This is a genomic window from Aquirufa rosea (assembly GCF_004118285.1).
Classification (GTDB): Bacteria; Bacteroidota; Bacteroidia; order Cytophagales; family Spirosomataceae; genus Aquirufa; species Aquirufa rosea.
This window is the reverse complement of record NZ_SDHY01000003.1, coordinates 426242-449488: the sequence shown is the minus strand read 5'-3', so window position 1 is coordinate 449488 and position 23247 is coordinate 426242. Positions and strand designations below refer to the sequence as shown.

Sequence of the window (23247 nt, the reverse complement as noted above, 5' to 3'; positions counted from 1 at the left end):
AATTACATAGTAAATGGTGCACGCATAGGTTGGTCAATCAAACGATTAGCCTCTTCATCTCCAACAAACTCTTGTTTGATTGGATCGAATTTCAAATTTCTGTTGAGTCGCATGGCAATTAAACCCATGTTAACAATCGTACAGGAACGGTGACCATTCTGATCATTTAACGCAAAGGTTTTTCTTCCCTTAACCGCATCCACAAAATCAGTTTGCTGAGCAGGAGGCTCCGGGAATTCGGCTAATTTGCGCTCTAGATCTGGAATATCTGTTTTGAATCCACGGAAAACTTTACCTTTAGGGCCTTCAATGTAGGCCACATTTTCATCTCTGCCTTCGCCATCTAGCACGATTTGACATCCATCAGCAAAAGTATACGTGATTCTACGGAAAGTACCTACCGCGTCTGCATCCTGAACTGGTGCATCCACTTCCACGTAAATAGGACTTGTGTCGTCCTTGCCTAATAAATATTGTACAGGGTCAATATAATGCTGTCCCATATCACCTAATGCTCCTCCATCATAATCCCAATATCCGCGGAAAGTTTGATGCGTACGATGAACGTTATACGGCTTGTAAGGAGCAGGTCCTAACCACATATCATAATCTAATTCTGCTGGTACTGGCTGAGGTGTTAAACCTGTTTTTCCCACCCAATAAAACTTCCAGTCAAAACCTGTATGCCTAGAAATAGTTACTTTCAATGGCCAGCCCAATAATCCAGAATCAACCAATTTCTTGATGGGTTTGATGGTGGTATTCATTCCGTAAAAATTACCTTCAAAACGGAACCAAGTATTTAATCGGAAGATACGACCATGCTGTTGAACAGCTTCTGTAAGTCTTTTTCCCTCTCCTATGGTACGTGTCATCGGTTTTTCACACCAAACATCTTTACCTGCCTTGGCTGCATCCGCAGCGATTATTCCATGCCAATGAGGCGGGGTGGCCACGTGAACAATGTCCACTTCTGGCAATTGAATTAATTCGCGGTAATCACTGAAGGATTTTACTCCTTTTTCTACCTCATTTAAACCTAATTGCAAATTCTTTTTGTCCACATCACAAAGGGCAACCACGCGAGTTCCTGCATAAGGAATGTGACCGCGACCCATACCACCCGTACCTACAATGGCCTTGGTTAATTGATCACTGGGTGCTAAATAGCCTTTGCCCAATACATGACGAGGGACGATACTAAAGGCGGCAAGTCCTAGTGCGGACTGCCCAATAAATTTTCTCCGAGAGACTTTCATATGATAAATAAGCTTAATGGGACAATATAGAAAAAAAAATGCTTTTTATTGGAATTTGCTGTCATGGAATTATCCTCAGGAAAGATTTTCCAACCATTTTTGTCATTCAATTCTAGAGAAAATCAATGAATTGAATACAGCCATTTTAAGCATGACAATCGACTTATTTCGAATATCAAGAAGTTGATCCAATAAAGAATAAATTAATTCGTTGACCGAAGGACCCTTCCGAGGCAGGTCTTCATCCTAATGCTGTTAAGGTTCGGAACCTTGACAGCGTTTAGGATTCGGTCAAAACCACCACCAAGCTCCTGGCACCATGCGCCCCTATCACCAAGGATTGTTCAATATCCGCTGTCTTGGATGGTCCAGACAAAAATACGCCGAAACCTGTTAACTGATTCCCGAGTCGGATATATGCCTCCTGCATGGTAGGCAAAAGATTTTTTTTAGATAAATAAATGACCAAATGCTGACAAATAAATGGGGCTACTCGATGAGGCAAAATTGCATCATCCAACCAAATAGCGCCATTTTCAGCTACTCCAAAATCTCCAGTTATTTCCAATACATCCACATGAGCCAAGGACAAACCATCCGATAATTTTTCCAATCGAACACGCTGCAATTTAGGAAAATGCTCATCTAATAAAGGCTGAGCTTCAGACGCGTCTTGAACTTGTAAAACAGTGGTGCTGACTACTTGCATGGAATGTAAAAAATCAGCTAAAGTATCTTCTCCATGAACTTGCGAAGTAAAAGTTCCTGGATAGGCTTTGGCAGGCATCTGCACCCCTTGAAGGGCCTTCAAAATTTCTTCCCTACTACTCATGAGCGATTTGATTTATACCATTCTTGAAAACTCTGTTTCGGAGCTTCGGGCATTTCTCTTTGTTTATACCAAGGATTAAGTCCATTATTCACTAACCAAGGGGCCCATGAAATCACCTTTCTTCCCATAGCACCAGCCCATTTAAACAAGGAAGGATTAGATAAAACCCAAGCCATTAGCTTCATGCTGATTACTTTTCCAGCTGGTGCCAAGCCCTCCTTCATTAAATCTTGCCTCCAAAACCACAATTGCTCATGAATATTGATTTTAACCGGACAAACATTGGAACAACTTCCACAAAGCGTACTAGCAAACGGCAAATCCACATTCGCCTTTTTATCAAAATTAGGAGCTAAAATAGAGCCTATTGGACCCGCCACAGGTTGATGGTAACTATGCCCTCCACTCCTTCTGTAAACAGGACATGTATTAAAACAAGCCGCACAACGGATGCACTTTAAGGAATTCCTAAATTCCTCCCGAGCTAATTGCCTAGATCGACCATTGTCAACTAACACAATATGCATTTCTTGCCCTTCACGAGGCTTAGCAAAATGACTTGAATAAGTAGTGATTAACTGTCCCGTGGCACTGCGAGCCAGTAGGCGAAGAAATACACCTAAATCCTGACGCTTGGGAATGATTTTTTCAATCCCCATGCAGGCAATATGTACCTCCGACAAATGTGCTCCCATGTCGGCATTTCCTTCATTGGTACACACCACAAATTCTCCTGTTTCTGCAACGGCAAAGTTTACACCGGTAATAGCCACTTTGGCGGCTAAAAACTTCTCTCTCAAATGAATACGTGCAGCTTCTGTTAAAAACTGCGGGTCTTTATTACCCTTCGGCGTACCCAAATGCTGATGAAAAGTTTCTCCTACATCTTCTTTTTTTAAATGAATGGCAGGCAAAACAATGTGACTGGGTACCTCATTTCTGAACTGAACAATACGCTCCCCTAAATCTGTATCCACCACATCAATACCCTTTTGCTCAAGAAAAGCATTCAGGTGGCATTCTTCCGTAAGCATGGATTTGCTTTTTACCAATGCCTTGTCTCCATGCTTTTGAATGATAGAGTACACAATCTCATTATGTTCATGGGCATCTTTTGCCCAATGTACCTGAATACCATTGGCTTGGGCATTAACCTCAAACTCCAATAAATATTGAGGTAAATTACTGAGCATATGCTCCTTAATCTGGGAAGCATGTTCGCGTAAAGCCTCCCACTCAGGAATCAATTTACTGGCCTTGTCACGCTTAGCTCTGACAAACCACAAAGTATCATCATGCCAATCAGTTCTTTCCTGATTAGCTATAAATTTTTCAGAAGCTTCCGCGTGACTAAGCATGTGCATTCAATATTTCTACAATGTGCTTTACTCCTACTTTTGATCCAGAACGCTTTAAAATTCCCTCCATGTGCATAAGACATGAGGTATCCGCACCAATAATAAAATCTACTTGGTTAGCTTGATGCTCTTGAATTCTATCTTGACCCATTTTTACAGAAACCGCCTCTTCGGTCACGCAAAATGTCCCTCCAAATCCACAGCACTCATCCTGTCTTTCTGGATATTTCCATTCACAACCCTTCACTAAATCCAATAAATAGGTCAATTTTGAAAATGGTGCTTCATTTCGCTCTGTCATGGAAGAAATCCGTAAACCCCGTTGGCCATGGCAACTTTGATGTAATCCCACTCGATGAGGAAAATAAGAAGGCAAAGTTTTCACCTGCAATACATCCACTAAAAATTCACAAATTTCATATACGCTGGAGCGAATTTTAGCATCAGGATGATGCTCTTTCAAATGTAAGACACAAGAACCAGATGGCCCCACGATGTAATCATATCCAGAAAAATTGGCGGAAAAATTAGCATCGCAGCCCCCTGTCACGTGCGCAAATCCCGAGTTCGCCATGGGCTGACCGCAACAAGTTTGGTTTCCAGGAACCTCAACCTCACAGCCTAATTTTTCCAATAACTCTAAACTGGCTATGGCAACTTGCGGGTAAAATTGATCAATATAGCAAGGAACAAATAAGGCTACACGCATGCTTCATATCTTTTTAGGCTAACTAAATTACTAGGAATTTCTTGATCATTCCAGCTGGAATGTATAGCTAAAGCAGCTCCCAATGAACTAGCTTGTGCCACTTCTGCCCCATAAATGGCTACATTAGGAAAAGCAAAAGCCAAGAGGTACATGTATATTTCATTTTTACTGAAGCCTCCGTCGACCAAGATTCTATCCACAGGTGAAGTATCCAACAACAAACGAAGAGAATAAATTTGTTGAACGACTAAGTCCACCATCAACTGCTGATAAGCCTCTTCAAAATTCGCAAAATCGGCTAAATTTCGCTGGTCAAATCCTGAATTGGCCAAAAATACAGCGCTTGCTTCCTGAATGGAAGGCATACGATGCTGAATTTGATAAGTCAATTTCTCATTTAATTGACTAGCATAAGGCACATTTATATGTGCTTTTTTGTCAACCCCAAAATGTGCTTGCAATCTTTTCAATTGAATTTCATGCTCATTACCAGCAAACAAACGAGCGGCTTTAACGGGCTTACCATTGAATTGTAAAAAAGATAAAACGTCGTTTTTCAGTTCTACGGGAGTTAATGGCTGCGCATTAAATGGATGCATGGAAATACACCAAGTCCCAGTAGATAATAACAAAAAGGGCTCTTTAAATTGCATTAAATAGGGAATCAGCGCAGAGGATGAATCGTGTAGACCCACACCCACTGGCAAATCACCTTGAGCAATTGTAAAGGTCTGATTGGCCTTTACTGTAGCTGGTAAGAATTCCATTAAACCCTCCTGACTCACCCAATCATGGTAACGCTGATGGTCAAAATCCCATAAATGAGTATGACAACCTACCGAAGTCAATTCCGTGTAAAACTGATGGGTGAAAATACTAGACAAATAATTGGGCCAATGCAAAATCCAGCGAATGCCTTTTTCTTGATTTTTGGGAGCCTTAGCCATCCAATAGGCCATCATTCCTGAATTCAAACTTCCTAATATGGGTGAGGCGGTTGCACGAGCTACCTCTGATTCTCCACCATACTTTTGATAAAACTGGGAGGCTAAATCAGTAGGAAACGGCTTTAGATAATTATATAAAGGTAGAACAGGCTTCCCTTGTTCATCTACAAAAACAACACTGGCTCCATAGCCTGAAAAGTTCAAAGCTAAAATTTCAAATCGTTTATCTCGTCTAAGTTCATCAAATGATGATAAAACCCAGGATTGAACCGCTGCCAAATCTTCTCCCATAAATCCATCCTCATCAGGAATTTCAGAAAAATTTTGGCTTTTTTCCCAAACGATTTGATAGGATTTATTCCAAAGAAAAAGCTTCTTATTGGTCTTGCCAATATCAAAAATAGCTATAACTGGAAGTTTCTCTACCGCTGACATCTCTTATAAACCCGTTGCTTGGGTTTTTGCACCCCTATCTTGAATCAATTGTTGACGAATACCTTGTTCACGGAACAATGCCAAAGGATCTAAAGCTCCCCCACATTCTAGTCGAGCCTGCGCCACAAGGGAACGTACATCCGTGCGAAATGCCGCTTGAAGAATCTCTTGACAAGCCACCACATCATTGGCGTTTCTGGCTACCTCTAAGGCTTTACGATCCACCAATAAGGCTTGTGCATAGGCCATTTGAATCGCCTCAACCGATTGTAGTAAATCCTCCAAAGGATCTTTCACATTGTGTGAGGCATCAATCATCCAACCTAAATCTTGTGCATGATTCATACCTTTAGCATCCATACCATCTACCAATTCATTGAATATCAAGAACAATTGATATGGCTTAATAGAACCAGCGGTTAAATCATCATCACCATATTTGGAATCATTGAAGTGGAATCCACCCAACTTCCCTTCCATTAATAATAGGGCAACGATTTGTTCAATATTCGCATTAGGTAAATGATGACCCAAATCCACCAAGGTGTAGGCTTTTTCTCCTAATTTATTCACCATGGAATAGGATTGTCCCCAATCACCCACGGTAGTCGAATAAAAATTAGGCTCATAGGCTTTATATTCCAAGAAAAGCTTCCAATCCCCAGGCAACGCTCCATAAATCTCTTTCAAACTTTCTACCGTACGTTCGTAAGCCTTTCTAAAATTTAGCTGACCCGGAAAACAGGAACCATCTGATAACCAAACAGTCAATGATTTAGATCCAAGGGCAATGCCTTGTTCAATAACTTCTATGTTATGTTGGATGGCTTGTTTTCTCACAGCAGCATCCACGTGTTGCAAAGAACCAAATTTATAGCTTAATGCTTGATTAGCTTGATCTTGAAAAGTATTGGAATTTACGGCATCAAAAACTAATCCATGCTGTGCAGCTAATGCCTTGATAGCAGTAGGATTATTTGTGCTATCCCAAGGAATGTGTAAGGAAATGGCACCTGATGAACGATTTAGGGCATGCAATAAACCCACATCTGCAATTTTTTCTTCTAAATTGCGTGGTTCTCCTCCCCCAGAAAAACGACCAAATCGCGTCCCACCAGTGCCTAGGGCCCAGGATGGAATCGCGATCTGAAAATCTTTTAATTTGCTTATTAAATCAGCAGGGATAGCATTCTCCGATTGAATAAATGCATATTTTCTTTCGTGCGCCGCTATCCGTTGCGCGTTGTGGTCATGTAATTTTTCTCTAATAAACATCTATTTCCCTCTTAACGTAAAAATCCTGCGGCTACTCCACCATCTACGTTCAATGCATTACCAGTCGATTTATTCAATAAACCTCCTACAAAGGCATAACAAGCATTGGCAATATCCTCAGGTAAAATGGATTGATTTAATAAAGTACGTTTAGCATAAAATGCAGGCAACTCCTCTACTTTAATTCCATAAGCTTTAGCACGTCCTTCAGCCCAACCGCCTGCCCAAATGTTGGAATCAGCAATCACGGCATCAGGGTTAACCGTATTTACTCGAATACGATCAGGACCTAATTCGGCAGCTAGAAGTCGAGTCATATGTGCCTGAGCTGCTTTGGCAGAACCATATCCTGCGTTGTTTGGACCAGCCACAAAAGCATTCTTGGAAACAATATTCACGATATCACCACCCAAATTTTGCTTTCTCATGATGGCCACAGCTGCTTGGCTGACCAAAAACTGTCCTTTCACTAAAATATCAAACAAGCGATCCCAATCCTGTTGAGTATGCTCTAAAATTCCTTTGGAAATACTAATTCCAGCGTTATTAACAATTACATCCACTCCACCAAAGGCCAAGCAAGCCTCGCCTAAAGCATTTTCTATGGACTCTTGACTCGTAACATCTGCTAAAACCGTGGAAACAGAATCCTTTCCAAATAAGGAAACAAATTCCTTTTTGGCTTCTTCCATACGCTCCGCATTCACGTCATTAATGACCACGCAGGCACCTTCTTGAGCCATTTTCTTAGCTATTGCCTTACCAATTCCTCCTGCAGATCCTGTTACAAAGGCAACACGACCCGACATGCTTTTAGGCTTAGGAAGACGCTGTAATTTAGCCTCTTCTAATAACCAATATTCGATATCAAAAGCCTCTTGACGTGGCAAAGAAGTATATTTGGAGATTGCCTCCGCACCACGCATCACATTGATGGCATTGGTGTAGAACTCAGCAGCCACACGAGCCGTTTGCTTATCCTTAGCAAAGGTAAACATACCTACTCCTGGGTATAAAATTACCACAGGGTTCGGGTCACGCATGGCAGGACTATTTGGTCGGGCACAGGTAGCATGATACTCCGCATACATGGCACGATAAGCCTCAAATAATGGTTGAATTTGTGATTTAATGCCCTCTACATCAGATAAATCCTGGTCTGGTTTTAAGTTCAAGACCAATGGAGAAATCTTGGTTCGCAAGAAGTGATCTGGACAAGAGGTGCCCAATGGGGCTAATATGTCCAAATCATTGGAATTGATGAACTGCAGTACACGTTCATCATCAGAAAAATGTCCAATCATTTGCACATGAGAAGAACAAAATCCTCTCAAGACTGGAGCTATTGCTTTTGCTTGAGAAATACGTTTACCCGTTTCCAATGAAGCTATTTTTGCTCCACCAAAAACAGGCCTATTTTTCCCTTCGTTCTGCTTAATATATTCCGCACATTTTTCAATTACGTCCAAGGTATTCAAATAGCAATCATATGAAGTATCTGCCCAAGTGAACAATCCATGTGATCCCAGCATGATACCCCGCAATTCAATGCCTTTAGTGGCTGCTTCTTGTAAACAAGCACGCAACTGCAATCCTAAGTCAAAACCCGGACGTTGCCAGCCTACCCAACCGATTTGACCACCAAACAACTCTTCTGTGATCTTTTTCCCATCCTTAGCCGCAGCAATGGCAATCGCTGCATCTGGATGCAAGTGGTCAATATGCTTAAATGGCAAGAAACCATGTAATGGCGTATCGATGGATGGAGCTTTAGATGCCAAATCAAAGATGCAGTGATTGAATAATTCCACCATCTCATCTTCGTGCTCTAAACCCCTGTAAACATTTTCTAAACTCAATAAACGATCCAAATACAAGGCCGCACAACCCGATTTTTTCAAGGTACCAATGTCCCCACCAGAACCTTTAATCCACATGACCTCCGTTTCTTTCCCAGTTAATGGATCTTTATCTTTTATTTTTACTGAGGTATTACCACCTCCATAGTTCGTAATCCTTAAATCTGCTCCAAGTATATTGGACCTATAAATAAATAAATCTACCTCGTTTCCAGATAAAGATGCTGCTTTTGATTCCTCCCATAGGTAGGATACATGCTGATAATTTTGGGACATATCTCCTTTTTTTTCAGTAAAATTAAATCTTGCTAAGTTAAAACCGTCCTAGTCTTTATAAGGACAGTCCTATTTTTATTTCTTACTCTTTTTAGTTGCAGGCATCGCTTGCTCAAAATAATCTACTACTAAATGGCTTAAAGCCTTCACTCCTAGCTGAAAGCCAGACTCATCTATCTGAAAATCAGGTGTATGATGACTAGCCACTGGAAGATGCAATTTGTCTAAGGGTCTTCCGCCTAAAAAGAAAAAGAATCCTGGCACTTTTTCTTGAAAATAACTAAAGTCCTCCGCTCCCGTATGCGCTGGCTTCAAAAGTACCTTGTCTGAGCCATTTAACTGAATAAGCGTCGGAAGCATTTTATCCACTAATTTTTCATCATTCACTGTGGCAGGATAGCCCGTACCTATGTGTACATCCGCCACAGCACCTCCACTTTTGGCAATGTTAGTCGCTATATCGGTGATTCGCTGATGAACCAATTTCCTTTGTTCTGTGCCAAAGGTCCGAATGGTTCCAATCATACTTGCACTCTCGGGTATAATATTGTAACGAATTCCACTGTGAATAGCCCCAACCGTTACGATGGCCGGGTTCTCTGGCAGGTTGACGTTCCGACTAACAATCGTCTGTAATCCCATGATAATTTGAGAAGAAATGACAATAGGATCTATCCCTTGCCAAGGATAAGCCCCGTGCGATTGCTTGCCTTTTACCTGAATATCCAATTCGTCTACCGCCGCCATGGTGGCACCCGGACGGTATTCGATCGTACCTGCAGCAGCCTCCGCCATGATGTGTAAACCAAAAATGGCATCCACTTTGGGGTTCTCCAAAACACCTTCCTGGACCATTAATTCTGCCCCTGAAACAATCTTTTCTCCCCTAGCCCCATAAACACCTTCCTCGGCAGGTTGAAAAATAAATTTTACCGTACCCGCCAAATTGGCCTTTTCAGAAGCTAACACCTCCGCTACCGACATCAATATGGCCATGTGGCTGTCATGTCCACAAGCATGCATCACGCCCGTTTTTTGACCGTTATATTCCGTCATGACCTTTGACTTAAACGGTAAATCTCCCCGTTCCGTTACTGGTAATCCATCCATATCAGCACGAAGTGCTACCACAGGACCAGGCTTCCCTCCCTTTAAAATACCCACTACTCCCGTTTTAGCCACTTTCTCTTGAACCTCTATACCCAAGGATCTCAAATGGGCCGCTATGATACTCGCAGTCCGAATCTCATTATTCCCCAATTCAGGATGCTCATGAAAATCCCTTCTCCAAGCAATGGTTTTTGATTCAATGGCTTGAGCTTTTTGATTAATACTGCTCTTAAGTGCAGCTTGAGAAAAAGCCCATGAACTCACAAAAAGCAGCGGTGCTAATGTCAATATTCTTTTCATCATTTGGTCGTTTTTAAGCAAACAAAAGGAAAGGGTTAACCCTTTCCTTTCAATAATTTGCCAGGTAATTTAAATTTATTCCATATAGTTAAAAACCCACTAAGGAATAATATGTTTCATGAATTAGGAAGCATATCCCCATTTTTTCATGATTTCTAAATCCTCACGTACGCAGTCTATCGGTTTCTTACCTTGGTAGGACTCTTGCTCAATGATGAAATGCTTCGTTCCGCCCTTCTTCTCTCCTAATTTCACCATCTCTAACACAGAGATAATTCCCGTTCCTAAGATCGTACTTTCATATTTCTCACCATGTCCTGCAGCTGCAGGTATCTCATCTTTTACGTGCATGGATACAAAACGACCAGGGTATTTCTTCAAAATTTCCGCAGGCACACCACCTCCGTTGATCATATTACCTATATCCAACTGTTGTGCTACCAATTTAGAATCTGTGTTCTGCATGATTAAATCAAACAAAGTTACACCGTCTAATTTCTCAGAAAATTCAAAATCATGGTTATGGTAACCAAAACGCATGCCAAATTTTTGACATAATTCTCCCGACTTATTGAATACATCCATATAGGTCTTGAATAAGCTAGAAGAAGTACGAATCGACTTATCCAAGGACGGACTGATAACGATTTCCTGACCACAAACAGCTGCGTCTTCTACCGTATATTTCCATAAATCAGTAAATTCTTTTTTTGATTCATCCCAATGTGGCTTTCCCATCACCGTATGACCACTAGGCATTTTTAATCCTAAATCGTCAAGTCGCTTTTTGAACTCTTGAGCAGACCAACCGTAGAACTTACGATTCACATAATTAGCGTGTTCTACATATTTGTAGCCCATTTCTGCCAATTTAGTTAAAGTTCCCATAGGGTCAGCTTTCATATCTTCCCGAATGGAATATAATTGAACTCCTACTATTTTTTTCGCTTTAACATTGGCCAAAGCTTCCCAAGTAGAAGATGTAAAAGCGGTAGCACCTAGAGCTAATGCACTCTTCTGTAAAAATGATCGACGTGATGAATTCATAATTTTTAGATTTATTTATCCTTCAAATTTAGAATTCTAAATGAATTATTTATCCTTTTCTGAGATTATTTATCCTGATTTCAGGAATAGCTTCAGCAGAATTAACGAAAAACCGTAACTTCGAAGCCTATGCAGCCTTTAGCCGAAAGAATGCGTCCTACCCGATTGGAGGACTACATTGGACAAGAACATTTGATGGGTCCTCAGGGACCTTTAAGAAGGGCTATAGACGCAGGTCATCTGCCTTCATGCATCCTTTGGGGACCTCCTGGTGTAGGTAAGACCACCTTAGCTAGCTTATTGGCGACCTCTCTGAAACGAACGATCTACACCCTATCGGCCATTTCGTCCGGAGTAAAAGAAGTAAGAGAAACGCTGGAGCTAGCCAAGAAAAACCGCATGTTTGAGGCTAATTCCCCCATACTTTTTATCGATGAGATTCACCGTTTTTCTAAATCACAGCAAGACTCCTTGTTGGGGGCCGTTGAAAAAGGTATCGTAACGCTGATTGGTGCTACCACTGAAAATCCATCTTTTGAGGTTATTTCTGCCTTACTTTCCAGATGTCAAGTCTATGTGCTACAACCTCTGTTGGAATCCCACATGGTACAAATGTTGGAAAAAGCCATCGAAATGGACCCGCTATGCCAAGGCAAAAAAATAACCTTGCAGGAAACCGATGCCTTGTATCATTTTTCAGGAGGAGATGGTAGAAAGCTTTACAATTTATTTGAATTACTGATCAGCTCAGCTCAGTCTAATGAACTCGTGATTACTAATGCCTTAGTCACCGAAAGGCTACAAAAAAATCTAGCCTTGTACGACAAGGACGGTGAACAACATTACGATATCATCTCTGCCTTCATTAAATCCATCCGTGGTTCTGATGCCAATGCAGCTGTCTATTGGCTCGCCCGGATGTTGCATGGTGGAGAATCCCTAGAATTCATCGCCCGTAGATTATTGATTTTAGCTTCGGAAGATATCGGCTTAGCTAATCCCAATGCCTTACTGTTGGCACAGTCCTGTTTTGATGCCATTCGTGTGATTGGAAATCCTGAATCCAGAATTATCCTTTCACAAACGGTTATATATTTAGCTAATTCACCAAAAAGTAATTCGGCCTATTTGGCCATTGATGAGGCCTTAGCTTTTGTTGAAAAAACAGGCAATTTGCCCGTCCCCCTACACCTAAGAAATGCCCCTACTAAATTGATGAAAGATTTAAATTATGGGGCAGATTACAAATATCCACATAATTATCCCGGACACTGGGTTGCCCAAAAATACTTGCCTGATTTGGATGTAAATCCCGTTTTTTATCGGCCTGCAGAAAACTCAGCCGAAGAAAAAATGCGAATGAATAGTCCTAAAAAAGAGGATTAATCGTGGCACTCCATCAGTAATAGATGTCCACTGGAGTAGCTAATTTTCACGATGCCCTCCTCTCTGGTTACATTACTAGAACCCGTTCTTTCTCCTAATCTGAGATCCAATTGATCTAATTCATAAAACAATCCTGAGCTGGATATTTGCTTGGCCTCTCCCATGGGCATTAATGAAATGGGCATTCCTTTGGGATACCATTTCTGAAAGGTATATGGCAATAGATAACTCACAGAATAATCATCGATCATCACAATTTTCAACTTACGACCATAGTTGGCCATGGAATGAAAATTATTGAGGGTATGGTCCATGCGTTTTCCTGAAGCCCATACCACATTAACAGCCGGAAAACCCTCCTCCAATAAATACTCAAAAGCCTTTTCCAAATCTGTCTTATTTTGATCTGGCGTATGTACCTTCTTTAATGGATAATCGTCATAATTTTTACCCGAGCTAAAAGAACGATCAAAATCGCCCAGCCAGACATCTACTTTGATGCCCAATTCCAATACTCGTTCCAAGGCTCCATCCAAAACAATAACCGTAGGGGACCATTCCAATAGCTGTTCCAATATGTCCATGGAACAAGCCTCGCCATTAGCGATGATCAAAGCGGGCTCCTGTTTCTCTCGAATGATGTGATGGGATGACATTAGGCCTGAAAGTCTGATTTACCTCCTGATTTGGATAATAATTTGGTCTCTTTAATTACTAAACCTTTGGAAACGGATTTACACATGTCGTAAATGGTCAACGCTGCCACACTGGCGCCTATCAAGGCTTCCATTTCTACACCTGTTTTTGCCTGTAAACGACAAGTACAAGTGATAATAATTTCCTCTGCCTGCACATCCATATCAAAAGTACAAGCATCTAATCCCAAGGGATGACATAATGGAATTAAATCACCCGTCTTTTTGGCGGCCATAGTCCCCGCTATAATGGCAGTTTGCAGGATACTACCCTTTTTATTTTGCCAACCTGCCGCTTCAAAATGCTGAACAATATCGGCCCCTAAATAAATGATCGACTGTGCTTTTGCTTCACGTAGGGTCGTATTTTTTGCCCCAACATCCACCATCCCTGGTTGATTCTGAGCATCCAAATGTGAAAATTCTATGGCCATATTGATGATATTTGAAAACAAAAATACAGCTATTGAGTCATTTCATCGATTTTTTTAGAAATTTATGGTAACAGATGACACAAACGATATGATCACTCCAGAAGAGGCATTCCAAATAATACACCATATTCCCGTTCCAACCCAAAAATCACAGGCTCCATTGATTGATTGCCTAGGTAAAATTTTGGCAGAGGATTTATTAGCCGATCGCGACTTCCCACCTTTTGATCGAGTCATGATGGACGGTATTGCCGTGGGAAATACGCAAATCAGGGAGTGGAAATGGGAGGGCATGACCTTTGCAGGCGAACCACAAAAGACCTTAAGCAATCCCGATGGTGCTTGGGAAATCATGACAGGGGCTCCCTTACCTAAAAATTGTGTGGCGGTCATCAAAGTAGAGGATTTGACTTTTTTTGAAAGAGATGGAGAAAAATGGATTTCGTGCCAACTGGAAAATATTGAATCTGGATCGTTCATTCATCCACAAGGTAGTGACATTCTGCAAGGTCAAATTATTTTGAATCAGGGCACTCGACTCAAAGCCAACCACATTGCCATAGCCGCCAGTGTCGGTTACTCCAAGCTTTGGGTGGAAAGCATACAACCTATCGGAGTATATTCCTCAGGAGATGAACTGGTACCCATTGATTCGCAGCCCTTGGAACATCAAATTCGATCTTCCAATGCCATCATGATGCAATCTGCCCTGCAAGAACATCGCATTTCTTCACAGCATTACCACATGCCAGATAATCCAACGATTATTCATCAAAGCCTACTAGATGGACTGGAAAAACATGATATCCTTTTACTTTCAGGTGGTGTATCCGCGGGCAAAAAGGATTATATCCCGGGAATTTTACAGGAATTAGGCTTTACCGCTAAATTTCATAAAATAGCTCAAAAACCAGGCAAACCACTTTGGCTGGGTACTAGACCGGATGGCAAGGTCATTTTTGCATTTCCTGGAAATCCCATTTCGACCTTGGTATGTTTCTCCATATATTTTTTATCTTGGATACTAGATCGCAAAGGTCCAAAGCCACAAGGCAAGATACTTGGATTGAGTGCACCACTGAAGAATTTAGATCATTGGATTCCCATTCAATGGGATGGAAATCAAGCCAAAGTGTTAGAACATAATGGTTCGGGGGATTTGGTGCATTGGCAACATGCTGATGCATTAGCTTGGCAAAAAGCGAACAATAACAGTGAAGAATTAATCTATTTTCCCATGTAAATATGGAAATGCGCCTACATCATTTCACGCTGCCTTTAAAGCATACCTTTACCATCACACATGAGTCGAGGGATGTGCAACCTACCTTAATAGTAGAACTAAGCTGGCACGGGAAAAGTGGGTTTGGTGAGGCCACCGAAACTCCCTATTACGGAGTCACTTTGGAAAAAATGCAAGCCCAATTGGAAAGCATCCGAGCCATGTTACCTAGCGATATTCTTCCTCATCCTAATGATTTTTGGAAAATGATGTCCAAATATCTGTTAGATGATCACCCTTTTGCACTTTGTGCTCTGGATGTAGCCTATTGGGATTTATGGGGAAAAACTCATGATAAAGCCTTACATCAACTCTGGGGATTAGATATATCCCATAATCCCATCACCGATTATACCATTGGAATGGATTCAGTGGAGGTAATGGTTTCCAAAATGAAAGAAATGCCTTTTCCATTATATAAAATCAAATTAGGTACCGATCACGACGTAGAAATCATCGAAGCATTGAGAAAAGAAACAGATGCTACTTTCAGAGTAGATGCTAATACGGCTTGGTCGGTTGAACAAACACTTGCTTATGCACCTAAGCTGAAAGAATTGGGGGTAGAATTTATTGAACAACCCTTGAAGGCCGACCAATGGGAAGGTATGAAACGGCTAAAAAAAGAATGTGTGTTGCCCATTATTGCGGATGAAAGTTGTATCTTAGAATCGGACGTAATTAAATGTGCCCCATATTTTCATGGAATTAACATCAAACTAATGAAATGCGGAGGTTTAACCCCAGCACTTAGAATGATCAATCAAGCCAGACAACTCGGGTTGAAGGTCATGGTAGGTTGCATGACCGAATCCACCATTGGATGCTCCGCCATTGCTCAATTGCTACCTTTGTTAGATTTTGTCGACATGGATGGTTGTTTATTAGTCGATGACCAAATTTCCCAAGGCATACGAATTGATTATGGTCGAGTACTTTATGCTAATGAAGCAGGAACAGGGGCTAAATTAATCCAACATGGCTAATTTGACCTATTTTGCTACCCATATTCCGGGTAGAACCATTCAAGTGGAAGGCCAATCTTATCGCTGGTTAGGAGGAACTAATTACTTGGGGATTGGAGAGCATCCACTTTTCAAAGAAAAACTAAAGCAAGGAATTAAGCTTTTTCCTCAAAACTGGGGTAGTTCAAGGAAAAACAACGTACAATTTCTAGTCTGGCAGGATCTAGAAAACCTTTTCGCCGCTCAATATGGTCATGAAGCTGCCATGTTATGTTCCTCAGGATTTGCTGCGGGGCAAATTGCCTTGCAATTTTTACTGAGACAACAACCCGAAGCAACCTATTCACTGGCTCCTTTTTCCCATCCTGCCATTTCTACCTATCTTCATGCTCCTTACGATGGATCAAGGGTAGACTGGATCAAGGCAGTCTTAGAAGAAAAACCTGTTCTCCTAGGCTCAGATGGAATTAGAACACCTTGGGCCGAGCTATTTGATTTTTCTTGGATTAGTCAACTAAGTCCCAAGCAATACCTTTTGGTGGATGAATCACATCGAATTGGAGTTCAGGATATACGTTTAACAAGTCCAGCCCAAATCATCCAAACAGCTTCCCTTTCTAAAGCCTATGGCATTCCGGCAGGAATCATATTGGCTTCCAAGGCTATGATTGAAGAAATAAAGAAAGAAGCGCAATGGATTGGGAGTTCGCCACCTAACTTGGCTTTCTGTTATGCTTGTCTCCATGCGCAAGAAGCATATCAAGAACAACAAGCCATTTTAGAAGAAAATATGGAATATTTCCAAAGTCGATTGACTAACAATGCCATCATTTGGGCCAAAGGTCATCCGTCTTTTTGCTTGGACAATCTGACTATTATCCGTCGACTAGAGGAACATGGCTTTCAAATGAATCAATTCTCCTATCCACGCTGGAATGATCCTGCTATTGCAAGAGCATCTGTTCACGCTACTTTAAAAAAAGCTGACCTCATGGAATTAAGTCAGCTATTACAGAGTTAAATCAGTTATTAACTAATGGGTAGAATGTTGCTTTTTGGAATATAGCAAGACTGCTAATCCGAACAACATGGCAGGAATGGATAATATCTGCCCCATATTTAAGGTCATCGTATTTTCAAATTCACTTTGATTCTCTTTCAAAAACTCATACATAAACCTCAAACCAAATAAAACGATCATAAACCAGCCGGTAATGACACCTTCTGGGGTTTTCTCCTTTTTCTTCGACCAATACCACATGATCACGAAAAATAATACCAAGCAAGATAGCGCTTCATAGAGTTGAGACGGATGACGAGCTAAAACCTCCGCATTACTCATAGCATTGAATTCCGTATCACGGTAAAACTTAAATCCCCAGGGAAGGTCCGTAGGCTTTCCTACAATCTCTGAATTCATCAGATTACCCATACGAATAAAGAAGCCCCCCAATGCCACCGTAGGCACCACACGGTCGGTCACATAAAGGTAAGATTGACCTGGATATTTTCTAGAATATAAGTAAAAGGCAGTAAAAAGTCCTATTCCCGCACCATGTGAGGCTAAACCTGAATAAGGAGGAATAATCATCTGAGTAAAAAAGCGAACAGGGTCAGATTGCAACAAAGGAAATTCATAGAAAAAATAATGTCCAGCTCTTGCACCTATTACCGTAGCCACCATGGCATAAATCAATAAATGATCAGCCTGTTCGGTAGGTCTACCCTCCTTTTTAAAAATATAGCTCAGTACTTGAAAGCCCGCTAAAAAAGCCATGGCAAAGCACAGGCCATACCAGCGAACAGGAAATCCAAAAATCTCAAAAATGGTGGGATCGGGATTCCAATCAACAAACGTTAAAATCATGGAGAATGACGTTAAAAATAGCAATTCAAATTTAAGAGAAAATTTAAGAAAATTGCCAAACGTCAGAGGAGCGACCTATTTTATTTTTGGCCGCGTGGCACTACAAAACTAACCGCCTTCTTCAAAACCTTAGCAGGAAACAAACGATGAGGAAAGCCCAAAGCCATTGAATTATAGCTGATTAGAACCGACAAAAATAAGAGTACAATAATTTTCCGTATCATATGTTGATTGATTTATGACAAATGTAGTAAACGTATAGTACTTTGCAATACAAGGTACTATAAATATTTTTTCAAATTGTGATGATTGGTAGTCAAGATGCGTCTATTGGTCGATTGGTTGCATGAGTGTACCGATACCTCCTATAATTTTGATACGAAAACGAAAGCAAGATCCGTTTAACAGTCAAAATAAAATTTATACCATGAAAAAACAATTGCTTACTCTCGCCTTAGTAGCTAGCATCGGATTAGCTAGTTGCTCCAAAGAAGATGCCTTGAATCCAAGTTCGGATGTCACTGGCTTTGTTAGTCAAAATTTCATCCCCACAGCTGTTAAAACTACGGTTTCTAACACCTTCCCTTCAGCCCAAGTAGATTATTATGTATTGCAAAGTAATTCCTTATATGGCGCCAACATTGTCACGAGTACTACGGAAGCACAAGTGGTTGTTGGAAAATCAGGAGATATTAAGGAAGCATTCACACGTATCACAGAAGCTGAATTACCAGCCGCCATCACCACTTATTTAAAAGGGAAATATCCTAACTATACTTTCATTCATGCGGGCAAAAAAACCTCTGGCACTCCAGTCACATATCGCGTAGAAATCAAGGCTGACAATACCGTTTATTCCATTTTGTTTGATGAAACGGGAGCCGTAATTTCCACCATTGAAGGAAAAAAAGGAGAAAAAGGTGGCAAAGGAATGGGAGCCGCAGTCAGTCAATTAGCTTTAACAGATTTACCGGCAGCAGTTCAATCGGCCATTTCAGGTTACACTTTTAAAAATGCCGTTATGCGCTTGGATGCCAATGGGGTAGCAACCTACCACATTCATGCTGAAAAGGATGGTAAAGTTTGGGATTTAAAAATTGACGCGAGTGGCAAAATTCTTTCCAGTGAAGAAGAAAGCAAGAATGATATCAATATTACCAAAACAGAATTGACAACTCTTCCGCAAGCCATCGTAGATTATTTAAATAAAAATGCCGCTGGCTGGACCTTGAAAAATGCAGTCTCTATCCAAAAAGATAATGTGACCATCCATTACCATGTGATAGTTACCATAGGAGGTAATTCTCAGGCATACATGTTTGATAAAGATTTCAACTATGTGCCTAATGCAGGTAAAGGTCCGAAAGACAATCCTAATCCAGCCAATTTCTCTATTACTGAAATCAGCAAAGACCAAATTCCTGCCACAGCTATTTCTTACTTAGACAAAACCTATGCTGGTTGGACATTAAATAAAGCGGTTACTGTTAGCAAAGATGGCACTGCTCAAGAAATTGAATTAATCATCACTGTTGCCGATAAAAAATATAAAGTTGAATTTGACCTCTCTGGAAATTTCAAGGGTGCTCGTAAACTTTAATTATTAGGTTGATTGTTTAAAAGGGCTTGCTCTCGCAAGCCTTTTTTTGTTATTTCGAATCCCATGCAAGAAATCGAACCCTCCTACCAGTGGGAATCATTATACAACGCTTCCCAAGATCCGAAATCTCCCTTTTATGGAAGAACCTACTCCAATACAGAGTATACACATACCATCTATAGTTATTACATCCATCCTCTATGGGACGAAATAGACTCGGAAACACTATATTGCAAAATCCTTTTTACAGATTATGCTAAACAATTCTCGATCATCGAATTAATGGGCGAATGGAATGATACCTTGCACAATGACATCATGCTTTTCAAAAGAGGTGTTATTGACCATTTACTGGCGTCTGGGGTTAAATATTTTATTCTCGTTGGAGAAAATGTTTTCAATTTTCATGGCTCGTGGGAAGACGATTATTATGCCGAATGGTTTGAAGAAGTCGAAGATGGATGGATAGCAGGAATTGGATTCCCCGATTTTATTGAGCGAGAATGGAGTAAGTACAAAATAGATTATTACATCAATTTTGGTGGAACACTACAAATTCCACAATGGAGAACACTCAAGCCCGAGGTACTTTTCTTGGGCATTCATAAAATCTTATCCAAGAGACTAGGTGCCTAATGTAAGCCCACCTAGAAAAATTTAGGTGAAATCAGGATAAAGACTTGATAGCTAAACCTACAATTTTGTTAGATTTGTTAATGCCTTGTCAAGCTGACCTATCAGTTTTATTAAGTTTAATCATTTCAACCTTATTTACCCCGATTACTCATGAAAAAATTATTTACTCTCCTATTTTTATTCGTGTCTTTGCAGATAATAGCAAAAAAAACAGACACTCGTTACTATGAAATGCGTGTATATTACTGCCACCCAGGCAGATTGGATGCTTTAATCCAGCGTTTTACGAACCACACTACCAAAATTTTTGAAAAACACGGTATGACTAATGTGGGGTATTGGATTCCAAACAACAATGAAAAAAATGCATTATACTACATCTTATCATATCCTAGTCAGGCAGAAAGGGATAGCTCTTGGAAGCGTTTTGGCCGTGACCCGGAATGGAAAGAAGTAGCGAGAAAATCTGAAGAATCTGGGAAGATTGTGGCTAAAGTAGAAAGCACATTTATGATGGCCACCGATTTTAGTCCAAAAATCAAACCTTCTTCCAAAAGCGTAGATCGTACTTTTGAATTAAGAACCTACACGGCTACTCCAAACAACATTGAGAATGTGTTGACTCGCTTTAGAAATCATACAACTAAGCTTTTCAAAAAGCATGGCATGACTAATATTGCTTACTTTAAGACCATTGAAAAAGACCCAAGTGTACAACCAAAATTAGTGTATGTATTGGCGCATGAAAGTGAAGCTGCCGGAAAAGCCTCTTTTGATGCATTCAGAAAAGATCCTAATTGGATTAAAGTTCGCGACGAGTCTGAAAAGAATGGAAAAATTGTAGAAAAAGTAGAATCCATGTACATGCATCCAACTACATTTTCAACTATCCGATAAAGCTTTGTATCTTTGTTGTCCCGAAATTGTCGGGACAACAAAGATATTTATGCGTTGGATTAAACAAGGTTTACTCTTTTGTCCTGACGGGCAGTCCGAATGGAATCAAAAAAAATACGCACATGTCGTATGTGCCGACACGAATTATTCGGATAAAATCCGATTATATTATTCAGCCCGTGATTCAAAAGGGCGTTGTCAAGCATCTTTCATTGACTTAGATCCAGACAATTTATCCAACATACTTTATGTGCATCCTGAACCTATCCTCGATTTAGGGGAAGCGGGTACTTTTGATGACTGTGGCATCATGCCTACTTGGTTTCTGCAAAACGGAGAGGAAAAATGGTTGTATTACATCGGCTGGACCGTTAGAAATACCATCCCTTACCACAATGCCCTAGGTTTAGCTTATTCCAAAGACGGCATTCATTTTGAAAAAAAATTCAAAGGCCCAGTTATCAGTACTACTGCCACTGAACCGTTTTTCAATGGTTCTGCCTGTTTTTTATACGATCAAGGCAAGTATAAAGTATGGTATTTAAATTGTACACATTGGCTGCCAGATGGTAATCTCATGGAACCTTGTTACCACATTAAATATGCTGAATCAACGGATGGAATCAATTGGGATCGAAAAGGACAAGTAGCCATAGATTATCGCAATGAAATCGAAGGTGGTATTTCTAGACCTAGTGTATTAATCGAAGATGGAAAATACAAAATGTGGTTTTCTGCCAGAGCTTCTACTGACTACCGCACCAACCGCTCACGTTCTTATCGTATATATTATGCTGAATCCGAAGATGGTATTCACTGGAATAGAAGGGATGATTTAGCAGGAATCGACGTGAGCAATGATGAGCAAGATTGGGACTATGAAATGATTGAATACCCTCTTGTTATCAAACACCGGGGACAAAGTATTCTCTTTTACAATGGTAATCATTTTGGTCAAAGCGGCGTAGGATATGCCATTTTAGAAGAAAAATAATGAATTTCAGTCATTTAAATCAACAGGTTTATGGAATGCCCCAAGTGGTAAAACAAGCCAAGGTTTCGGTTTGTCTGATCACTTTCAAACATGAAGACTACATCCAAACCTGCCTGGATAGTATTTTAGCCCAAAAAACGAATTTTGATTTCGAAATCATCATAGGTGAAGATCATTCTCCAGACCGAACTGCTTCCATCGTGAAGGCATATGCCGACAAATACCCCGATAAAATAAAGGCTTATATTAGACCCGTAAATGTAGGGGCCAAGGTTAATTTTTTACATTGTTTCTTTGATTGTCAAGGAGAATACATTGTGCATATTGAGGGTGATGATTACTGGACTTCTCCCGATAAACTTCAAAAGCAAGTTGATTTTTTAGATTGCCATCCTGAAGCCTCAGCCTGTTTTCACAATGCCCAAATCATTTATGAAGACGGAACAGGAAGAGAACCTTCTGTAATAAATCCCGTCGATCAAGCCCCATGGATTCAATCCTCGGATCTATTACAAGAGCGTGAAGCCTGGTTCATGGCTACCGCCAGTGTTATGATGCGGAAAAAACTGGTAAAAACATTACCCGAATGGTTCTTCCATTCCAAAAGTGGCGACATTCCTTTGTATGTCATTTTAGCTGAGGAAGGTCCCATTGGATACTTGCCAGATGTGATGTCAGTATATCGAAAAAATGAGGGCGGTATGAGTTATACGGATAGCATCAAATCAGCTACGTTTATACATAACCGAATATTCATGTATTCCAAAATCAATGAATATACCCAGGGCAAATACCAGCACTTAATTCAACCAATCCTTTTTGAATACCACTTACTCCTGACTCGAATTACCGAAAACGAGCATTCCTTTTTCAAAAGGCTATATTTTTTAATTAAAGCATCCGCTCACTCTCCTAAAAAACTATCACAGGAGGATTGGAAAAACCTCATCAAAACCTATGTATTTACTGCTGATTCATTTTTAGCATATTTGGCATTTAGAAAAAAAATGAATCGTTTTTTCGGTATTCGCGGTTAAATCAGGATAAGCCCATTAGGATTTTACAAGGTTTTAATTGAAATTTA

21 protein-coding genes are annotated in these 23247 nt (G+C 40.5%); 9 read left to right on the top strand and 12 right to left on the bottom strand.

Annotated elements, in window-relative coordinates; all coding sequences use genetic code 11:
• Window positions 1-2 precede the first annotated feature (2 nt).
• The 9 genes from ESB04_RS07025 to ESB04_RS06985 all read right to left on the bottom strand — a co-directional run bounded on the left by ESB04_RS07025 (window position 3) and on the right by ESB04_RS06985 (window position 11407).
• The gene (locus tag ESB04_RS07025) at window positions 3-1259 is read right to left on the bottom strand and encodes a Gfo/Idh/MocA family oxidoreductase (protein ID WP_129027015.1); all 1257 of its coding nucleotides are present in this window, start codon (window positions 1257-1259) and stop codon (window positions 3-5) included.
• A gap of 280 nt (window positions 1260-1539) precedes the next feature.
• Complete coding sequence (locus tag ESB04_RS07020) at window positions 1540-2091, bottom strand: LutC/YkgG family protein (protein WP_129027014.1); 552 nt, start codon at window positions 2089-2091, stop codon at window positions 1540-1542.
• Window positions 2088-3455: a lactate utilization protein B gene (locus ESB04_RS07015; protein WP_205749483.1), complete on the bottom strand. Its 1368-nt coding sequence runs from the start codon at window positions 3453-3455 to the stop codon at window positions 2088-2090. The genes ESB04_RS07020 and ESB04_RS07015 overlap by 4 nt, the downstream gene beginning before the upstream one ends.
• Window positions 3442-4158 carry a (Fe-S)-binding protein gene (locus ESB04_RS07010; protein ID WP_129027012.1) on the bottom strand — a complete coding sequence of 239 codons (717 nt, stop codon included), beginning with the start codon at window positions 4156-4158 and terminating at the stop codon, window positions 3442-3444. The genes ESB04_RS07015 and ESB04_RS07010 overlap by 14 nt, the downstream gene beginning before the upstream one ends.
• Complete coding sequence (locus ESB04_RS07005; protein ID WP_129027011.1) at window positions 4149-5540, bottom strand: FGGY-family carbohydrate kinase; 1392 nt, start codon at window positions 5538-5540, stop codon at window positions 4149-4151. The genes ESB04_RS07010 and ESB04_RS07005 overlap by 10 nt, the downstream gene beginning before the upstream one ends.
• A gap of 3 nt (window positions 5541-5543) precedes the next feature.
• The gene (locus tag ESB04_RS07000; RefSeq protein WP_129027010.1) at window positions 5544-6815 is read right to left on the bottom strand and encodes a TIM barrel protein; all 1272 of its coding nucleotides are present in this window, start codon (window positions 6813-6815) and stop codon (window positions 5544-5546) included.
• A gap of 11 nt (window positions 6816-6826) precedes the next feature.
• Complete coding sequence (locus tag ESB04_RS06995) at window positions 6827-8950, bottom strand: bifunctional aldolase/short-chain dehydrogenase (protein ID WP_129027009.1); 2124 nt, start codon at window positions 8948-8950, stop codon at window positions 6827-6829.
• Window positions 8951-9025: 75 nt separating this feature from the next.
• On the bottom strand, window positions 9026-10363 hold the full coding sequence (locus ESB04_RS06990) for an amidohydrolase (RefSeq protein ID WP_129027008.1): 1338 nt from the start codon (window positions 10361-10363) through the stop codon (window positions 9026-9028).
• Window positions 10364-10483: 120 nt separating this feature from the next.
• Window positions 10484-11407 carry a sugar phosphate isomerase/epimerase family protein gene (locus ESB04_RS06985; protein ID WP_129027007.1) on the bottom strand — a complete coding sequence of 308 codons (924 nt, stop codon included), beginning with the start codon at window positions 11405-11407 and terminating at the stop codon, window positions 10484-10486.
• Between the two features lie 129 nt (window positions 11408-11536).
• Between ESB04_RS06985 and ESB04_RS06980 the strand changes: the two genes are divergently transcribed.
• On the top strand, window positions 11537-12793 hold the full coding sequence (locus ESB04_RS06980) for a replication-associated recombination protein A (protein ID WP_129027006.1): 1257 nt from the start codon (window positions 11537-11539) through the stop codon (window positions 12791-12793).
• Here the strand turns inward: ESB04_RS06980 and ESB04_RS06975 are convergent.
• Entirely contained in the window at window positions 12790-13449 is a 660-nt protein-coding gene (locus ESB04_RS06975; protein ID WP_129027005.1) for a thiamine diphosphokinase, read from the bottom strand. The genes ESB04_RS06980 and ESB04_RS06975 overlap by 4 nt on opposite strands.
• Complete coding sequence (moaC, locus tag ESB04_RS06970) at window positions 13449-13922, bottom strand: cyclic pyranopterin monophosphate synthase MoaC (RefSeq protein ID WP_129027004.1); 474 nt, start codon at window positions 13920-13922, stop codon at window positions 13449-13451. Before moaC ends, ESB04_RS06975 begins: the two co-directional genes overlap by 1 nt.
• 88 nt (window positions 13923-14010) lie before the next feature.
• Here moaC and ESB04_RS06965 point away from each other — a divergent pair, with 88 nt between their 5' ends.
• Genes ESB04_RS06965 through ESB04_RS06955 form a run of 3 tightly spaced genes read left to right on the top strand, consistent with a single transcriptional unit; the run spans window position 14011 to window position 17190 of the window.
• Entirely contained in the window at window positions 14011-15165 is a 1155-nt protein-coding gene (locus ESB04_RS06965; protein ID WP_205749482.1) for a molybdopterin molybdotransferase MoeA, read from the top strand.
• Between the two features lie 2 nt (window positions 15166-15167).
• On the top strand, window positions 15168-16190 hold the full coding sequence (locus ESB04_RS06960; protein WP_129027002.1) for a dipeptide epimerase: 1023 nt from the start codon (window positions 15168-15170) through the stop codon (window positions 16188-16190).
• Window positions 16183-17190: an aminotransferase class I/II-fold pyridoxal phosphate-dependent enzyme gene (locus tag ESB04_RS06955; protein WP_129027001.1), complete on the top strand. Its 1008-nt coding sequence runs from the start codon at window positions 16183-16185 to the stop codon at window positions 17188-17190. The genes ESB04_RS06960 and ESB04_RS06955 overlap by 8 nt, the downstream gene beginning before the upstream one ends.
• 12 nt (window positions 17191-17202) lie before the next feature.
• Here the strand turns inward: ESB04_RS06955 and lgt are convergent, their stop codons facing one another.
• The gene (lgt, locus tag ESB04_RS06950; RefSeq protein WP_317127024.1) at window positions 17203-18036 is read right to left on the bottom strand and encodes a prolipoprotein diacylglyceryl transferase; all 834 of its coding nucleotides are present in this window, start codon (window positions 18034-18036) and stop codon (window positions 17203-17205) included.
• A gap of 427 nt (window positions 18037-18463) precedes the next feature.
• Here lgt and ESB04_RS06945 point away from each other — a divergent pair, with 427 nt between their 5' ends.
• The 5 genes from ESB04_RS06945 to ESB04_RS06925 all read left to right on the top strand — a co-directional run bounded on the left by ESB04_RS06945 (window position 18464) and on the right by ESB04_RS06925 (window position 23200).
• A complete protein-coding gene (locus ESB04_RS06945) occupies window positions 18464-19636 on the top strand; it encodes a PepSY domain-containing protein (RefSeq protein ID WP_164969613.1) in 1173 nt (390 codons plus the stop codon).
• Between the two features lie 63 nt (window positions 19637-19699).
• Complete coding sequence (locus ESB04_RS06940) at window positions 19700-20272, top strand: hypothetical protein (protein WP_129026999.1); 573 nt, start codon at window positions 19700-19702, stop codon at window positions 20270-20272.
• 150 nt (window positions 20273-20422) lie between these two features.
• Window positions 20423-21169 carry an NIPSNAP family protein gene (locus tag ESB04_RS06935; RefSeq protein ID WP_129026998.1) on the top strand — a complete coding sequence of 249 codons (747 nt, stop codon included), beginning with the start codon at window positions 20423-20425 and terminating at the stop codon, window positions 21167-21169.
• Between the two features lie 49 nt (window positions 21170-21218).
• Window positions 21219-22163 (top strand): glycoside hydrolase family protein, encoded by a 945-nt coding sequence (locus tag ESB04_RS06930; RefSeq protein WP_129026997.1) that lies wholly within the window; start codon window positions 21219-21221, stop codon window positions 22161-22163.
• Window positions 22163-23200, top strand: coding sequence for a glycosyltransferase family 2 protein (locus ESB04_RS06925; protein ID WP_129026996.1), 1038 nt, complete (start codon window positions 22163-22165; stop codon window positions 23198-23200). Before ESB04_RS06930 ends, ESB04_RS06925 begins: the two co-directional genes overlap by 1 nt.
• Window positions 23201-23247: the final 47 nt, after the last annotated feature.

Excerpts from the sequence above, each read along its gene's own strand:
- ESB04_RS06980 (WP_129027006.1), top strand. The coding sequence starts at position 11,537 with ATGCAGCCTTTAGCCGAAAGAATGCGTCCTACCCGATTGGAGGACTAC.
- ESB04_RS07000 (WP_129027010.1), bottom strand. The coding sequence starts at position 6,815 with ATGTTTATTAGAGAAAAATTACATGACCACAACGCGCAACGGATAGCG.
- ESB04_RS06930 (WP_129026997.1), top strand. The coding sequence starts at position 21,219 with ATGCGTTGGATTAAACAAGGTTTACTCTTTTGTCCTGACGGGCAGTCC.
- ESB04_RS06955 (WP_129027001.1), top strand. The coding sequence starts at position 16,183 with ATGGCTAATTTGACCTATTTTGCTACCCATATTCCGGGTAGAACCATT.
- ESB04_RS06975 (WP_129027005.1), bottom strand. The coding sequence starts at position 13,449 with ATGTCATCCCATCACATCATTCGAGAGAAACAGGAGCCCGCTTTGATC.
- ESB04_RS06985 (WP_129027007.1), bottom strand. The coding sequence starts at position 11,407 with ATGAATTCATCACGTCGATCATTTTTACAGAAGAGTGCATTAGCTCTA.
- moaC (WP_129027004.1), bottom strand. The coding sequence starts at position 13,922 with ATGGCCATAGAATTTTCACATTTGGATGCTCAGAATCAACCAGGGATG.
- ESB04_RS06995 (WP_129027009.1), bottom strand. The coding sequence starts at position 8,950 with ATGTCCCAAAATTATCAGCATGTATCCTACCTATGGGAGGAATCAAAA.
- ESB04_RS06965 (WP_205749482.1), top strand. The coding sequence starts at position 14,011 with ATGATCACTCCAGAAGAGGCATTCCAAATAATACACCATATTCCCGTT.
- ESB04_RS06940 (WP_129026999.1), top strand. The coding sequence starts at position 19,700 with ATGCAAGAAATCGAACCCTCCTACCAGTGGGAATCATTATACAACGCT.
- ESB04_RS07010 (WP_129027012.1), bottom strand. The coding sequence starts at position 4,158 with ATGCGTGTAGCCTTATTTGTTCCTTGCTATATTGATCAATTTTACCCG.
- ESB04_RS07025 (WP_129027015.1), bottom strand. The coding sequence starts at position 1,259 with ATGAAAGTCTCTCGGAGAAAATTTATTGGGCAGTCCGCACTAGGACTT.
- ESB04_RS07020 (WP_129027014.1), bottom strand. The coding sequence starts at position 2,091 with ATGAGTAGTAGGGAAGAAATTTTGAAGGCCCTTCAAGGGGTGCAGATG.
- ESB04_RS07015 (WP_205749483.1), bottom strand. The coding sequence starts at position 3,455 with ATGCACATGCTTAGTCACGCGGAAGCTTCTGAAAAATTTATAGCTAAT.
- ESB04_RS07005 (WP_129027011.1), bottom strand. The coding sequence starts at position 5,540 with ATGTCAGCGGTAGAGAAACTTCCAGTTATAGCTATTTTTGATATTGGC.
- lgt (WP_317127024.1), bottom strand. The coding sequence starts at position 18,036 with ATGATTTTAACGTTTGTTGATTGGAATCCCGATCCCACCATTTTTGAG.
- ESB04_RS06945 (WP_164969613.1), top strand. The coding sequence starts at position 18,464 with ATGAAAAAACAATTGCTTACTCTCGCCTTAGTAGCTAGCATCGGATTA.
- ESB04_RS06925 (WP_129026996.1), top strand. The coding sequence starts at position 22,163 with ATGAATTTCAGTCATTTAAATCAACAGGTTTATGGAATGCCCCAAGTG.
- ESB04_RS06990 (WP_129027008.1), bottom strand. The coding sequence starts at position 10,363 with ATGATGAAAAGAATATTGACATTAGCACCGCTGCTTTTTGTGAGTTCA.
- ESB04_RS06935 (WP_129026998.1), top strand. The coding sequence starts at position 20,423 with ATGAAAAAATTATTTACTCTCCTATTTTTATTCGTGTCTTTGCAGATA.
- ESB04_RS06960 (WP_129027002.1), top strand. The coding sequence starts at position 15,168 with ATGGAAATGCGCCTACATCATTTCACGCTGCCTTTAAAGCATACCTTT.